Origin of the sequence: Pseudomonas fluorescens (genome assembly GCF_900215245.1) — a bacterium.
In the GTDB taxonomy this organism is placed as follows: domain Bacteria; phylum Pseudomonadota; class Gammaproteobacteria; order Pseudomonadales; family Pseudomonadaceae; genus Aquipseudomonas; species Aquipseudomonas fluorescens.
This window is the reverse complement of record NZ_LT907842.1, coordinates 1,051,934-1,065,688: the sequence shown is the minus strand read 5'-3', so window position 1 is coordinate 1,065,688 and position 13,755 is coordinate 1,051,934. Positions and strand designations below refer to the sequence as shown.

At 60.0% G+C, this 13,755-nt stretch carries 13 protein-coding genes; 8 read left to right on the top strand and 5 right to left on the bottom strand.

Annotated elements, in window-relative coordinates; all coding sequences use genetic code 11:
* Positions 1-27: 27 nt before the first annotated feature.
* The 7 genes from cyoA to ptaA all read left to right on the top strand — a co-directional run bounded on the left by cyoA (position 28) and on the right by ptaA (position 6,823).
* The gene (gene cyoA / locus CPH89_RS05010; protein ID WP_053257916.1) at positions 28-969 is read left to right on the top strand and encodes a ubiquinol oxidase subunit II; all 942 of its coding nucleotides are present in this window, start codon (positions 28-30) and stop codon (positions 967-969) included.
* Between the two features lie 3 nt (positions 970-972).
* Positions 973-2,991, top strand: coding sequence for a cytochrome o ubiquinol oxidase subunit I (gene cyoB, locus CPH89_RS05005; RefSeq protein WP_053257915.1), 2,019 nt, complete (start codon positions 973-975; stop codon positions 2,989-2,991).
* A 3-nt stretch (positions 2,992-2,994) separates the two neighbouring features.
* Positions 2,995-3,621 (top strand): cytochrome o ubiquinol oxidase subunit III, encoded by a 627-nt coding sequence (locus CPH89_RS05000; RefSeq protein WP_010206435.1) that lies wholly within the window; start codon positions 2,995-2,997, stop codon positions 3,619-3,621.
* Positions 3,621-3,962 carry a cytochrome o ubiquinol oxidase subunit IV gene (gene cyoD / locus CPH89_RS04995; RefSeq protein WP_010206434.1) on the top strand — a complete coding sequence of 114 codons (342 nt, stop codon included), beginning with the start codon at positions 3,621-3,623 and terminating at the stop codon, positions 3,960-3,962. The genes CPH89_RS05000 and cyoD overlap by 1 nt, the downstream gene beginning before the upstream one ends.
* An 11-nt stretch (positions 3,963-3,973) precedes the next feature.
* A complete protein-coding gene (cyoE, locus tag CPH89_RS04990) occupies positions 3,974-4,861 on the top strand; it encodes a heme o synthase (RefSeq protein WP_053257914.1) in 888 nt (295 codons plus the stop codon).
* 103 nt (positions 4,862-4,964) lie between these two features.
* The gene (gene queC / locus CPH89_RS04985) at positions 4,965-5,663 is read left to right on the top strand and encodes a 7-cyano-7-deazaguanine synthase QueC (RefSeq protein ID WP_053257913.1); all 699 of its coding nucleotides are present in this window, start codon (positions 4,965-4,967) and stop codon (positions 5,661-5,663) included.
* Between the two features lie 77 nt (positions 5,664-5,740).
* Positions 5,741-6,823, top strand: a complete 1,083-nt coding sequence (gene ptaA, locus CPH89_RS04980) for a pyoverdine biosynthesis transaminase PtaA (RefSeq protein ID WP_053257912.1) — start codon at positions 5,741-5,743, stop codon at positions 6,821-6,823.
* A gap of 75 nt (positions 6,824-6,898) precedes the next feature.
* On the opposite strand, the gene CPH89_RS04975 is transcribed toward ptaA, so the two are convergent.
* From CPH89_RS04975 to CPH89_RS04960, 4 genes are all read right to left on the bottom strand, one after another.
* Positions 6,899-7,615 carry a hypothetical protein gene (locus CPH89_RS04975; protein ID WP_053258043.1) on the bottom strand — a complete coding sequence of 239 codons (717 nt, stop codon included), beginning with the start codon at positions 7,613-7,615 and terminating at the stop codon, positions 6,899-6,901.
* 69 nt (positions 7,616-7,684) lie between these two features.
* Complete coding sequence (locus CPH89_RS04970; RefSeq protein ID WP_053257911.1) at positions 7,685-8,188, bottom strand: DUF6622 family protein; 504 nt, start codon at positions 8,186-8,188, stop codon at positions 7,685-7,687.
* A 140-nt stretch (positions 8,189-8,328) separates the two neighbouring features.
* On the bottom strand, positions 8,329-9,579 hold the full coding sequence (locus tag CPH89_RS04965; RefSeq protein ID WP_053257910.1) for a 2-aminoadipate transaminase: 1,251 nt from the start codon (positions 9,577-9,579) through the stop codon (positions 8,329-8,331).
* A gap of 89 nt (positions 9,580-9,668) precedes the next feature.
* Entirely contained in the window at positions 9,669-10,562 is an 894-nt protein-coding gene (locus tag CPH89_RS04960; protein ID WP_053257909.1) for a LysR substrate-binding domain-containing protein, read from the bottom strand.
* Between the two features lie 144 nt (positions 10,563-10,706).
* On the opposite strand from CPH89_RS04960, the gene CPH89_RS04955 reads away from it, so the two are divergent.
* Entirely contained in the window at positions 10,707-11,735 is a 1,029-nt protein-coding gene (locus CPH89_RS04955) for an amino acid ABC transporter substrate-binding protein (protein ID WP_053257908.1), read from the top strand.
* A 112-nt stretch (positions 11,736-11,847) separates the two neighbouring features.
* Here CPH89_RS04955 and CPH89_RS04950 read toward each other — a convergent pair whose 3' ends face one another.
* On the bottom strand, positions 11,848-13,746 hold the full coding sequence (locus tag CPH89_RS04950; protein ID WP_053257907.1) for an alkaline phosphatase D family protein: 1,899 nt from the start codon (positions 13,744-13,746) through the stop codon (positions 11,848-11,850).
* Between the last annotated feature and the right edge of the window lie 9 nt (positions 13,747-13,755).

Below are 13,755 nucleotides of genomic sequence, written 5' to 3'. Positions count from 1 at the left end.
TGCGCAAGCTGCTTTAGAGGTCGTGAGATGAGTAAAAACAGGTACCCCCGATTACTAGGCTTTTTGCCGCTGCTTGGCATGATGTTAATGCTGGGAGGCTGCAAGTGGACCTTGCTCGACCCAAAAGGACAGGTCGGTCTGGATGAACGAAACCTGATCATCACCGCCACCCTGCTGATGCTGCTGGTCGTGGTCCCCGTGATCATCATGACCTTCGCCTTCGCCTGGAAATACCGCGCGTCGAACACCAGCGCGACCTACGCGCCGAAGTGGTCGCACTCCACCAAGATCGAAGTCGCAGTGTGGCTGGTGCCGATCCTCATCATCATTGCCCTGGGCTATGTGACCTACAAGTCCACCCACGCACTGGACCCGTACCGTCCGCTGGAATCCGACGTCAAACCGATCAACATCGAAGTGGTCGCGCTGGACTGGAAGTGGCTGTTCATCTACCCGGACCTGGGTATCGCGACGGTTAACGAAATCCAGTTCCCGGAGCACACTCCGCTGAACTTCAAGATCACCTCCGACGCCGTGATGAACTCGTTCTTCATCCCCGCTCTGGGCGGCCAGATCTACGCAATGGCAGGCATGCAGACCAAGCTGCACCTGATCGCCAACCAGAAAGCTGAAATGGAAGGCATCTCCGCTAACTACAGCGGCGCTGGCTTCACCGGCATGAAATTCAAAGCGATCTCGACGAGCCAGGAAGATTTCGACGCCTGGGTAGCCAAAGTCAAGGCCGCACCTAAACAGCTTGATCAAGCTGAATACGATGCCCTTGCCAAACCAAGCCAGAACAACCCCGCCACTCTGTACTCCGCGTACACGCCGGACCTGTTTCAGAAAATCGTCGACAAGTACGAAGGTATGAAGCCAGGCAAGCCGGTCAAGCACGAGAAGAAAGAAGTGGCCGTGGTTGAAGGTTCTGACACGGGCTCGCATTCAACTGCTGGGGCAGAGGAGTAAACGATGTTTGGTAAATTAAGTTGGGATGCGGTCCCGTTCCACGAGCCGATCGTGATGGTGACCATCGCCATGATCGCGCTGGGTGGTCTGGCACTGTTTGCTGCAATCACGTATTTCAAGAAATGGACCTACCTGTGGACCGAGTGGTTGACGTCTGTCGACCACAAGAAAATCGGTGTCATGTACGTCATCGTTGCCATGGTCATGCTGCTGCGTGGTTTTGCCGACGCCATCATGATGCGTACCCAGTTGGCCATGGCCACCGAGGGTTCGCCTGGCTACCTGCCGCCTGAACACTATGACCAGATCTTCACCGCTCACGGTGTGATCATGATCATCTTCATGGCGATGCCATTCTTCACCGGCTTGATGAACCTTGCCTTGCCGCTGCAGATCGGTGCACGTGACGTTGCCTACCCGTTCCTGAACTCCCTGAGCTTCTGGCTGCTGGTGTCCGGCGTGGTGCTGATCAACCTGTCCCTGGGCGTCGGCGAATTCGCCAAGACCGGTTGGGTTGCGTATCCGCCGTTGTCGGGTATCCAGTACAGCCCTGGCGTGGGTGTGGACTACTACATCTGGGCGCTACAGTTATCAGGACTCGGGACGACACTGACGGGGGTCAACTTCCTGGCCACCGTCCTGAAAATGCGCGCCCCTGGCATGAAACTGATGGACATGCCGATCTTCACCTGGACCTGCACCTGGGCCAACGTCCTGATCGTGGCTTCGTTCCCGATCCTGGCCGCTACCATGGCGCTGCTGTCGCTTGACCGTTACCTGGATTTCCACATTTTCACCAACGAACTTGGTGGCAATCCAATGATGTACGTGAACCTGTTCTGGGCATGGGGTCACCCTGAGGTGTACATCCTGATCCTGCCAGCGTTCGGTATCTTCTCTGAAGTGATCTCGACCTTTACCGGCAAGCGCCTGTTCGGTCACCACTCGATGGTCTACGCCTCCGGCGCGATCTCCGTACTGGGCTTCATGGTTTGGCTGCACCACTTCTTCACCATGGGCTCGGGGGCAAGCGTCAACGCCTTCTTCGGCCTGGCGACGATGCTGATTTCCATCCCGACGGGGGTGAAGCTATTCAACTGGCTGTTCACCATCTACCACGGCCGTCTGCGTATCACCAGCCAGGTTCTGTGGACCCTGGGCTTCATGGTGACCTTCGCTATCGGCGGCATGACTGGCGTACTGCTGGCCATTCCGGGTGCTGACTTCGTCCTGCACAACAGCCTGTTCGTGATCGCTCACTTCCACAACGTGATCATCGGTGGTGCGGTATTCGGTTACATCGCTGGTTTCAGCTTCTACTTCCCGAAAGCGTTCGGCTTCAAGCTGCACGAAGGCTGGGGCAAGGCTGCATTCTGGTTCTGGATCTCGGGCTTCTTCGTCGCGTTCATGCCGCTCTATGCACTGGGCTTCATGGGCATGACCCGTCGTCTGAACGCTACGACCAACCCTGAGTGGGTGCCGTACCTGTACGTTGCCATGTTCGGTGCGTTGATGATCGCTGCCGGTATCGCCTGCCAGTTGATCCAGCTGTACGTGAGTATCCGTGACCGTAAGCAGAACGCTTGCGAATCCGGCGACCCATGGAATGGCCACACCCTGGAATGGTCGACTTCGTCGCCACCGCCGTTCTACAACTTCGCTGTGATTCCTACTGCGAACACGATCGATGCGTTCACCGAAGCGAAGGAAGACGGTACTGCGTACCAGCAACCCAAGCACTACGAGCCGATCCACATGCCGAACAACACCGCCACTGGCGTGGTGATGGGCGCGCTGTTGACCGTGTTCGGTTTCGCGATGATCTGGCACATCTGGTGGCTGGCAATCGTGGGCCTGGTTGGCACTATCGGTTACTTCATCATTCACGCTGCCCGTGATGATCAAGGCTACATGGTGCCGGTCGAAACGATCGAGCGCATCGAAGCCGAGCAACACGCTCGCCTGGTAGCCGAGAAGAAAATCCCGGCCAACCGTGTAGAAACCTCGTTGGAACAGGCTTAAACCATGTCGAACTTAGTGACCAATGCTGGACACGCCCATGTCGATGACCATGGGCACGATGACCATCACCACGACTCGGGGCCAATGACCGTATTCGGTTTCTGGCTCTACCTGATGACCGACTGCATCTTGTTTGCGTCGATCTTCGCGGTGTACGCGGTACTGGTAAACAACGTAGCGGGTGGCCCGTCGGGCCACGACATCTTCGAACTGCCTTACGTGCTCGGCGAAACCGCCTTGCTGTTGTTCAGTTCGATCACCTACGGCTTCGCCATGTTGGCCTTCTACAAGGGCAACAAGAAAGGCGTACTGAGCTGGTTGGCACTGACCTTCCTGTTCGGCCTGGGCTTCATCGGCATGGAGATCAACGAGTTCCACCTGCTGATCTCCGAAGGCTACGGCCCGCACCGTTCCGGCTTCCTGTCCGCGTTCTTCACGCTGGTAGGCACCCACGGTCTGCACGTAACTGCCGGCCTGCTGTGGATGGCGGTGATGATGTATCAGGTCAATAAACACGGCCTGACCAACACCAACAAGACTCGCCTGAGCTGCCTGAGCCTGTTCTGGCACTTCCTGGACGTGGTCTGGATCTGCGTATTCACCGTCGTCTACTTGATGGGGACCCTGTAATGGCTAATGCACACTCCCATGACCATGACAGCCATGATGCGAGCCACGGCAGCGTAAAGTCTTACGCTATCGGCTTCATCCTGTCGGTAATCCTGACCCTGATCCCATTCGGCCTGGTGATGTACCCAACCTTGCCGAAGTCGATCACCTTGATGATCGTCCTGGCGTTCGCGGTGATTCAGGTGCTGGTTCACCTGGTGTACTTCCTGCACCTGGACCGCTCCAAAGAGCAGCGCGATAACGTGATTGCATTCGTGTTCGCAGGTCTTGTGATCCTGCTGCTGGTTGGCCTGTCGATATGGATCATGTTCAGCATCCATACGTTCATGATGGCGAAGTGAGGTAAGACCCGATGTCGCTTAAGCACTTTATCCAAATCACCAAACCGGGGATCATTTTCGGTAACGTGCTTTCTGTGGCAGGCGGTTTCTTCCTGGCCTCCAAGGGACATGTCGATCTGGCCATCTTCCTGGCTGCAATGATCGGTACGTCCCTGGTGGTAGCTTCCGGTTGTGTGTTCAACAACTGCATCGACCGCGACATCGACATCAAGATGGAGCGCACCAAGAATCGTGTGCTGGTCCAGGGCCTCATCTCCCTGAAACTGGCACTGATCTACGCGACCGTCCTGGGTGTTGCCGGTGTGGCACTGTTGTACAAGGTGGCCAACCCGTTGGCGGCGCTGTTTGCCGTGATCGGTTTTGTTATCTACGTCGGCCTTTACAGCCTGTACCTCAAGCGCAAGTCGGTTCACGGCACGCTGGTGGGCAGTCTGTCGGGGGCGATGCCGCCGGTGATTGGTTATGTGGCTGTGACCAATAGCTTCGACATGGCCGCGCTGGTGCTGCTGGTGATGTTCAGCCTGTGGCAGATGCCGCATTCCTATGCCATCGCGATCTTCCGCTTCAATGACTACCTGGCTGCTTCGATTCCGGTTCTGCCGGTCAAGCGTGGCATCGAGGTCGCCAAGAAACACATCCTGCTCTACATCCTGGCCTTCCTCGTGGCGACCTTGATGTTGACCTTCAGTGGCTACGCCGGCATGAGCTACCTCGCCGTCGCCGCCGCCATGGGCATGTACTGGTTGTACATGGCCTGGACCGGCTACAAGGCAGTGGATGACACTGTCTGGGCGCGCAAGCTGTTCGTGTTCTCGATCTTCACCATCACCGCGCTCAGCGTGATGATGTCCCTGGATTTCCAAGTACCGAAAGAGCTGTTGCTGACCTACGCTCACTGATCGTTCATGCATTAAAAAACCCCGCCTTCGCAAGAAGCGCGGGGTTTTTTATGGCATGCCCTTTAAACTATTCCCACCTTCTACAAATGCAGGAAGCAACGTGATGAGTAAAAAAGCCGTTATGGTATTCAGTGGCGGGCAGGACTCGACCACTTGCTTGATCCAGGCGCTGCCGCTGTATGACGAAGTGCACTGCATCACCTTCGACTATGGTCAGCGTCACGTGGCGGAAGTTGAAGTCGCACAGCGCTTGGCGCAACAACTGGGGGCCACCGTTCACAAAGTGATGGACGTGTCCTTGCTCAACGAGTTGGCCATCAGCAGCCTGACCCGCGACAACATTCCCGTGCCGACCGTGAACAGCTCGGGTGAAAGCCTGCCAAGCACCTTTGTGCCGGGCCGCAATATCCTGTTCCTGACCTTGGCGTCGATCTACGCCTATCAGGTTAAAGCTGAGACCGTGATTACCGGCGTGTGCGAAACCGACTTCTCAGGCTACCCCGATTGCCGGGATGAGTTCGTCAAGGCGCTGAACACGGCGCTGCAACTGGGGATGGATTACACGCTGCGCCTGGACACCCCGCTGATGTGGCTGAACAAGGCCGAGACCTGGGCGCTGGCTGACTACCACCACCAACTGGAACTGGTGCAGCACCAGACCCTGACCTGCTACAACGGCATCATTGGCGCCGGTTGCGGCCAGTGCGATGCGTGCAACCTGCGCGCGCGAGGCTTGAATGACTACCTGCAGAACAAGGCGAGTGTCATGCATAGCCTGAAGCACAAGCTGCAGCTGAGCTAAATCAGCCGAGCGCTGCCTCGTCATACTCCTTTGTACGTGCTGCGTGAATTCAGCACCCGCCTACAAGGAGTTGCCCCATGGTCAGTGTCAGTCGCCGCTCCCTTCTCGCCTTCGGCGCCGCTTTGCCGGTGCTGGGGCGCCTGGATTGGGCGGTTGCCAGCCCGCCACCGGCCACGGCTGACACGGTGCGGCTCAACTATAACGAAAGCCCCTACGGCCCCTCGGACGCCGCCCGCGAGGCGATGCAGCGCGGTGTCGGCAGCTCCGGGCGTTACCCCTACGAACACATGTATGCCCTGGCTGGTATGTTTGCCCGCCAGCAAGGCATTGCCGAAGAACAGGTCGCGGTATTTGCCGGTTCCATGGCCGCCTTGCGTTATGCCGTCGTGGCGTTTACCAGCGCGAGCCGCGGGCTGGTGATGGCCACGCCATGCTACGAAGTGCCGCGCCAGGCGGCCGAATCGTGGGCGGCGCCGGTGCGCGAAGTGAGCCTCGATACACATCACGCCCATGATGTGCCGGCCATGCTCGCCGCCGATCCCCAGGCGGGCATGCTCTACCTGTGCAACCCCAACAACCCGACCGGCACCGTCACACCCACCGACGCGATCCGCCAAGCGCTGGCGAACAAGCCCCAAGGCAGTGTGCTGGTGGTGGACGAGGCCTACATCGACTTCTCGGACGCCCAAAGCTGTGTCAGTTGGGTCAAGGACCACGACGATTTGCTGGTACTGCGCACCTTCTCGAAAATATACGGCATGGCCGGCGCACGCCTGGGGCTGGCAATCGGCAACCCGGCACTGCTGGAGCGTCTGGCGGTGTTCGGCGGCGACAATGTGCCGGCTGCCTCCACGTTACTTGGTGCCCGGGCAAGCCTGGAAGACCCCAAGCTGCTCGCGCAACGCAAGGCGCTCAACACCCAGTTGCGCGAAGAAAGCGTGGCGTGGCTCAAGGGCCGAGGGTTTACTTGCACCGCGTCGCAGAGCAACTGCTTCATGATCGACGTAAAGCAACCGGCGCAGCAGGTCATCGATACGCTGGCCGCACACGGCGTGCTGGTCGGGCGGGTGTGGAAAGACTGGCCGCAATGGGTGCGGGTGACGGTGGGGAGCAAGCAGGAGATGGCGCGTTTTCGCGAGGTGTTTGCGGCGACTGTTTGAACTGCCGCCGATCCAACGTGGGAGCCGGCAAGCCCGCTCCCACCTGTTGAGTCCCGCTGGGTTACAGGCAGCGAGTTACTGCTGCGCGATGCTGTACCCATCAAACGCAGTCTGTTGCTGCAGTGCAGTAATCACGCTCTTGCGGCTCAACGGCTGCTCTGCGCCGGTGTTATCCACAAAGCTTTCGACCTCCAGCTCCGCGTCATCGCCATCACCCACAAAGCTGAAACCCAGGAACTCGAACGCCTCGCGGTCAACATTGAGCTTGGAGCGCGGCGTGCGCAGCGGCAGGGTGACGCTGATGCCGTCCTTGCTGATGACAAACACTTCGGCTTCTTTCTTGGCGCGTGACGCTTTGCTCTTGCCGGCGCTCGGGTTGCTGATGGCCTGGTGGGACTGGTTCAGCACTTTGAGGGCCAGGCCGTAGACCAGCTCCTGGAACTCGGGGTCGTCCTTGAAGCTGGACAAGATGCGGCTGATGGAAAATTTGCTGCTGAGGTCTTCCAGGGCGATGTTGTCGGCGGCCTCGGCATCTTTGAGTTGCTTGAGCTGGCCCATCAGGTCGTAGGCCTTGTCGTCGTCGAAGGCGTCGTGGGCTTGGCGGATCGCCACGCGCAATTCGCGGATCTGGTCGCTTTCCTTGGAGGTGTGAAACGCGTCCAGCACCATTTCGCTGATGATCTTGGCGGCAGGCACATGCTGTGAAAGATTGATGGCGTTTTCGTATTCGGCCTTGGAATGCAAGGCGACTACGGACTCTTCGGCGGATTTTTCAGTGTAAGAATCGGACATTAACATTTCACTACTTCAATAAACGGAACAAAAAAGCGTCGCGCATTTTCAGTGGGTAGAGGGATCAGGTCAAGGCAGCACAATGCCCTTATCGCGGCGCAACACGGCCAGCGCCCGCTGCAGCCGTATGGCCCGCCCACAGAACAGACCGACGGTAAACCCGGACACACCGCCGACCGCCACCAGCATCGGGTGCGTGCTCAATAGCAGCGGGTGCACCGCCTGCTGGTAGCCGAAGTAGTACTTCACGGCAAAGAATAGTTGCGAGATCAGCAGGGTCTTCCAGGTGCCCGCCAGCACCAGGGTGTCGCCATTGGCGTCGAGCCACGCGCCCCGTGCGTTGAACAGCCACATCCCCAGCAGGCTGCCTGCCAGTGCGCCGGCAACCCAGGCGCTGCTCGACAGGATGGACGGTGCCAGCGACATCAGCGACCACACCACCAGCACCACCGGCAGGATCATCAACGAGCGACGAGTCTCGCGCCCGCCCAGGCAGGCCTTGATACCGTAGTAACAAATCCACAGGTAAATGGCGTACACCCAAAGGGGCGTGCCTTGGAGGATATCGAGCATGGGCGCTTCCGTGCGGTGGGTGGCTAGGCGCTGAATAGTCGTTGAGCCGCTACGGGGTTGTCCATCGAATTGGCACCGGCACGCAACTACAGGCCACGCCGGACAACGTCAACGTGACCTACGCCAAACAATCCACGCGATCAAGCCAACTGCTTGAGGCAGTCCTCCAGAATATCCAGGCCTTCCTCCAGCACGGCGGGCTCGATGGTCAGCGGCGCCAGCAACCGGATGATATGCCGCGACTTGCCGCTGGGCATCAGCAGCAGGCCGGAATCCCGCGCCAGGCTGAGCAGTTGGGTCAGTTGCCTGGGCGCGGGCGTGCCGTCGGCATTGGCCAGTTCGAGGCCGCGCATGGCACCGACGCCGGTCAGACGGCCCAAATAGGGCGACAGGCGCTGTTCGCGCCAGGCGGCGTAACGGCTGACGATGGCTTCTTCCTGCTGTGCACCCCAGGTGCTCAGGTGCGCATCGGTCATTGCATCCAGCGTTGCCAAGCCGGCCGCGCAAGCAATCGGGTTGCCGGAATAGGTGCCGCCCAAGCCGCCTTTGGGCAAGTTGTCGAGCAGTGCTTTACGCCCGACCACCGCGCCCAAGGGCACGCCGCCGGCGATGCTTTTGCCGAGCAGGATCAGGTCCGGTTCGATACCCAGGCGCGAGAACGCAAACCGCTGGCCGGTACGCCCGAACCCGGACTGGATTTCATCGGCGATCAGCAGGATGTTTTTCTCGTCACAGAAGCGGCGCAAGGCGTGCGCGAACTCGATATCCAGGGCCAGAAAACCGCCTTCGCCCTGCACCGGTTCGATGATGAAACAGGCGACATCGTCGACGTCGATTTCAACGCTGAACAGCCGGTCCATGGCCTTGAGTGCCTCCCCGCAGGTCACGCCGTTGTCGGCGCTGGGGTAGGGCAGGTGATACACCGGGCCGGGCAGTACACCGATTTTTTGCTTGTAGGGCGCCACCTTGCCATTGAGGTTGAGCGTGGCCAAGGTGCGGCCGTGGAAGGCGCCGTCGAAGGCAATCACCGCCGTGCGGCCAGTGGCGCCACGGACGATCTTCAAGGCGTTTTCCGCCGCTTCCGCGCCACTGTTGGTGAGCATGCCGCTGACGGGGTAGCCCACCGGGATAAACGCGCTCAGGCGGTCCATCAGTTCGATATAGGGCGCGTGCGGCGCAGCATTGAACGCGTAGTGGGTAAGTTTGGTCGCCTGTTCGCGAATCGCCGCCACCACGCCCGGATGGCAATGCCCGAGGTTGAGCACGCCGATGCCGCCGACAAAATCGATGTAGCGCTTGCCCGTGGTATCCCAGACTTCAGCGTTCTTGCCGTGGCTGAGGCTGATGGGGTGAACAATGGAAATCGACTGGCTGATGGTTTCGCGGCTCATGAATCTCGGACTCGGCAATGGCGGGCTTCTATTTATCTAAGCCGCCTGCCATGCCCTGTCGCAAACGAAATAAAGTCGCCGGGTCATTATTAAAAGTCGGGATGTGCGTGTGTGTAGTTCACCATCCAGGTCAGGAAGGCGTTCACTTTAGGGACCTCACCGGCATGTTCGGCGTGGGCGATAAAGTGCGCGCCGGCGCTGGGCATCGCGTAATTCCAAGGGGTCATCAGGCTGCCGTTGGCCAACTCGTCGGCCACCAGGTACTGCGGCACCAACGCTACGCCGTAGCCCGATTGCGCCGCGCGGATGCACATGTAGAACGTGTCGAAGCGCGGCCCGTGGTAGCTGTTCTGCGAGTGCAGGCCCTGTTCCAGGAACCACTCATGCCAGGCTTCCGGGCGTGACGTGCATTGCAGCAAGGTATGGCGCGACGACGCATCGCTGCCCTCGGCGACAAACCCCGGCGCACACACCGGCACCACGGCTTCGCGAAACAGCTCGATGCAGGTTGCTCCCGGCCACGAGCCCTGGCCGAAGAAAAACGCGATGTCGGCCTTGGCCTGCAGCACGTCGAAGGGCTCCAGTTCGTTGCGCACATCCAGGTGGATAGTCGGGTGTTTGGCCGCGAAATCCTTGAGCTTGGGCACCAACCAGCGGTCGCCGAACGTTGGCTGGGTGGCGATGCGCAGCACCTCGGTCTCGCCGCCATAGGTGAGGATGTAGCGGCTGGAGATGTCCACCTGGGTGAGAATCTTGTGCACCTCGGCGAGGTACAGCGAGCCCGCCGGCGACAGATACAAACGCTGGCGCACCCGTTCGAAGAGATTGTGGCAAAGCATTTCTTCGAGCTGCGCCACCTGCTTGCTCACGGCACTTTGGGTCAGGTGCAGTTCTTCGGCGGCGCGGGTGAAACTCAGGTGGCGGGCGGCGGCTTCGAAGCATTGCAGGGCGGTCATCGAAGGGGTCAAGCGTTTTGAGATCATGCAGTTCATTCCAAATCGGAAGGAGCCTTTGCCTAAAGGTCGTTTGTGGCTGGGCAGTAAAGCCGTCGATACTGCGCGGCAACACTATAAACCGGCGCGGGCTGTGCGGCGCCGAATAATAAAGTTCGACAGGGAGTGCCTCGCATGAAAAACCTCAAAACCACCTTGGCCGCGTTCACGGCGGCTGCGGCCGTGGGCCTGGCGGGCAGCGCTCACGCCGGCGTCACCCTGGATGCGATCCAGAAGAAAGGGTTTATCCAGTGTGGCGTCAGTGATGGCCTGCCGGGTTTTGGCGTGCCCGATTCCAAGGGCAAGATGACCGGCATCGACGTGGACGTTTGCCACGCAGTCGCCGCGGCCGTGTTCGGTGATGCGTCCAAAGTGAAGTTCAGCCAGTTGACCGCCAAGGAGCGATTCACCGCGCTGCAATCGGGTGAAATCGACCTGATCTCACGCAACACGACGTGGACCAGTTCCCGCGATTCCGGCATGGGCCTGGTGTTCACCGGTGTGACCTATTACGACGGCATCGGCTTTCTGGTGAACAACAAGTTGGGCGTGACCGGCGCCAAGCAATTGGACGGCGCGACCGTCTGTATCCAGGCCGGCACCACCACCGAACTGAATGTTTCGGATTACTTTCGCACCAACGGCATGAAGTACACGCCGATTACCTTCGACACCGCCGACGAAAGCGCCAAGGGCCTTGAAGCCGGGCGTTGCGATGTGCTCACCACCGACCAGTCGGGCCTGTATGCGCAGCGCATCAAGATGGCTCACCCGGATGAGTTTGTGGTGCTGCCCGAGGTGATCTCCAAGGAGCCGCTCGGGCCGTTGGTACGCAAGGGCGACGATGAGTGGTTCAGCATCGTCAAGTGGACCTTGTTCGCCATGCTCAATGCCGAAGAGATGGGCATCAACTCGCAGAACGTCGAAGAACAGGCCAAGTCCACCAAGAACCCCGATGTCGCCCGCCTGCTCGGTGCCGACGGCGATTACGGCAAAGACCTGAAGCTGCGCAAGGACTGGGTGGTGCAGATCGTCAAGCAAGTGGGCAACTACGACGAAGTGTTCGAACGCAATGTCGGCCAGGGCAGCGTGTTGAAGATCAAGCGTGGGCTCAATGCGTTGTGGAGCAACGGCGGCATCCAGTACGCGCCGCCGGTACGGTGAGGTGAGCGCTGTCGCGTTTTAGCGAGGCTGCAACGCAAGCCCTGCGCTGCATCGGGGCTTGCGCGGTTTGAATCGCAGAGGGTTGCTGCTTCAGTTTAGCCGCTACAGACCATCACGTTGGCGCGACCATTCTCGTGCGAGGCGTGCCATCGGCGTTGTGCTGGTAAATCGCCTCGGGTTGGCCCTGTGCATTGAAAAACACCTGGCCGATTCCCGCCGAATTCCACAGCCGCTCACCGGCCTGCGCATGCTCCGGAATATGCGGCACCACCTGCATGATCCGTCGGCGCGTGAACCAGTTGAGGGGCGAACGTGGCGAGTAGAGCCAGCGGTTCAGGCGGTCGAACCACTCCAGCAAGCGTGGCGGGAATTGGTTCTTGATGCCGCTGCTGGTGATCTGCCAGATCCTCGGGCCGGCGTTGCGGTGGCGGATCAGCACTTCGTAGACAAACGAGTAGTGCACGTCGCCCGAGAGAATCACGTAGTTACCCGGCGTGCGCGAGTGGCGGAAAATGTTGAGGATCACCTGGGCGGCGCCGCGATGGGCCATCCAGTTTTCGGCGTCCACCAGCAGTGGGTAGCCGCACCAACTGAATACCTTCTGCACCGTCTCGATCAGCTTGACGCCAAAGATCGGCGCGGGCGAGACGATGATGGCACTGGGATGATCCAGCAGGGCCTGTTGCAACTCGCTCAAGGCTTCCCAGTCCAGCAGGCCGGACGGTTGCTTGAGGGTGAACTCGCTGCGCCAGCGCCGGGTGCGCGTGTCGAGCACCACCAGGGCGGGGGAGGTGGGCAGTACGTAATGCCATTGCTGGAATTTCAACAGCCCTTGCAACAGCGCATCCTGTGCTGCGGCGTCCAGATGATTGGCTTGGGTGGTTGCGGTCAATGCCTGGATTTGGATGAGCAATTCATCAAAGGCGCACGGCTGATTGCCCCAGCCCTGGCATAGCAGGTAAGCGAGCAGGGCATTGCCGATGATGCGCTTGGAGAACGGATGGCCGTAGGCGGTTTCTTCCCATTGCGCGCTGAGGTTCCAGTCATCGGTGATGTCGTGGTCGTCGAAGATCATCAGCGTCGAAAGGTGGGCGAACACCCGCGCGGCGCCGGGCAGGCCATGGCGGAACTGATCGATCTGTACCTGTTCGCGGGTATACCGCTGCTGTTCCTCGACGCCCAGTTGCGGTGGCTGTGGCGTGATGAGCGTCCAGGGCGTGGGCGACCAGACCAGCAGGTACATCGCCAGCACCTCGGCGAAGGTCACCAAGTGGTTGTCGGCGGTGCTGCTGGTGAAAATCGGCTTCTTTGCACCGCCGAAAAAACGTTCGCGCAGGGTCTCGTTGCTGTCCAGCGCGGGCAGCAGGTCCGCCCGATGGTAATAGCTGGCGTGATGCGTGTAGAGGCTGGCGCTGTCGTTCACCACGGCGCCTTCCAGGTGTTCGTCGAACAGCCCCAGGCGCGTGATCAGCGCATGAATCGCCCGCAGCATGGGCCCGGCGACATCGTCGGCGTAGATCTGGTCACCGCTCATCATCAGCAGGGCCGGGCGTTGGGCCGGTGTGTGGGCGTCAGCCAGCAAGCGGTCGACGCAGAGCAAGCCTTCGTCGGCCCAGTGATGCGGTTTGCGGCAGGAGCCGTGCACCAACTGGTGGACGCGGCTGTGCAGCACAAAGCTCGCGGACTTGGCGTTGGCGTACAGAAGGTGTGGCGCCCATTCGGCGATGCCGCAGCCGTCGACCATCACGTCGTAGCCAATGGCGACGTCCTGGGGCAGAGGCGCACTCAGCCGTACGTCGATCAGGTGAATAAAGGCCTGCCGCCCAACCGGGACGACATGGCAGTGCTGCGCATCGAGGTCGATAGCCAGCGTCTCGCCTGTGGGTAACTGCAGCCTCAAGCTCAATTGCAGGGTTCGGCTTCCCACCAACCACACGACCAGACGTTGGGGTTCCAGGCGCCTGAGCATCGGGCCAGCAAGCACCGCGGGCAATGAATCGGGTTGAGGCATGAGGACGCA

Excerpts from the sequence above, each read along its gene's own strand:
- cyoA (WP_053257916.1), top strand. The coding sequence starts at position 28 with ATGAGTAAAAACAGGTACCCCCGATTACTAGGCTTTTTGCCGCTGCTT.
- cyoB (WP_053257915.1), top strand. The coding sequence starts at position 973 with ATGTTTGGTAAATTAAGTTGGGATGCGGTCCCGTTCCACGAGCCGATC.
- CPH89_RS05000 (WP_010206435.1), top strand. The coding sequence starts at position 2,995 with ATGTCGAACTTAGTGACCAATGCTGGACACGCCCATGTCGATGACCAT.
- cyoD (WP_010206434.1), top strand. The coding sequence starts at position 3,621 with ATGGCTAATGCACACTCCCATGACCATGACAGCCATGATGCGAGCCAC.
- cyoE (WP_053257914.1), top strand. The coding sequence starts at position 3,974 with ATGTCGCTTAAGCACTTTATCCAAATCACCAAACCGGGGATCATTTTC.
- queC (WP_053257913.1), top strand. The coding sequence starts at position 4,965 with ATGAGTAAAAAAGCCGTTATGGTATTCAGTGGCGGGCAGGACTCGACC.
- ptaA (WP_053257912.1), top strand. The coding sequence starts at position 5,741 with ATGGTCAGTGTCAGTCGCCGCTCCCTTCTCGCCTTCGGCGCCGCTTTG.
- CPH89_RS04975 (WP_053258043.1), bottom strand. The coding sequence starts at position 7,615 with ATGTCCGATTCTTACACTGAAAAATCCGCCGAAGAGTCCGTAGTCGCC.
- CPH89_RS04970 (WP_053257911.1), bottom strand. The coding sequence starts at position 8,188 with ATGCTCGATATCCTCCAAGGCACGCCCCTTTGGGTGTACGCCATTTAC.
- CPH89_RS04965 (WP_053257910.1), bottom strand. The coding sequence starts at position 9,579 with ATGAGCCGCGAAACCATCAGCCAGTCGATTTCCATTGTTCACCCCATC.
- CPH89_RS04960 (WP_053257909.1), bottom strand. The coding sequence starts at position 10,562 with ATGATCTCAAAACGCTTGACCCCTTCGATGACCGCCCTGCAATGCTTC.
- CPH89_RS04955 (WP_053257908.1), top strand. The coding sequence starts at position 10,707 with ATGAAAAACCTCAAAACCACCTTGGCCGCGTTCACGGCGGCTGCGGCC.
- CPH89_RS04950 (WP_053257907.1), bottom strand. The coding sequence starts at position 13,746 with ATGCCTCAACCCGATTCATTGCCCGCGGTGCTTGCTGGCCCGATGCTC.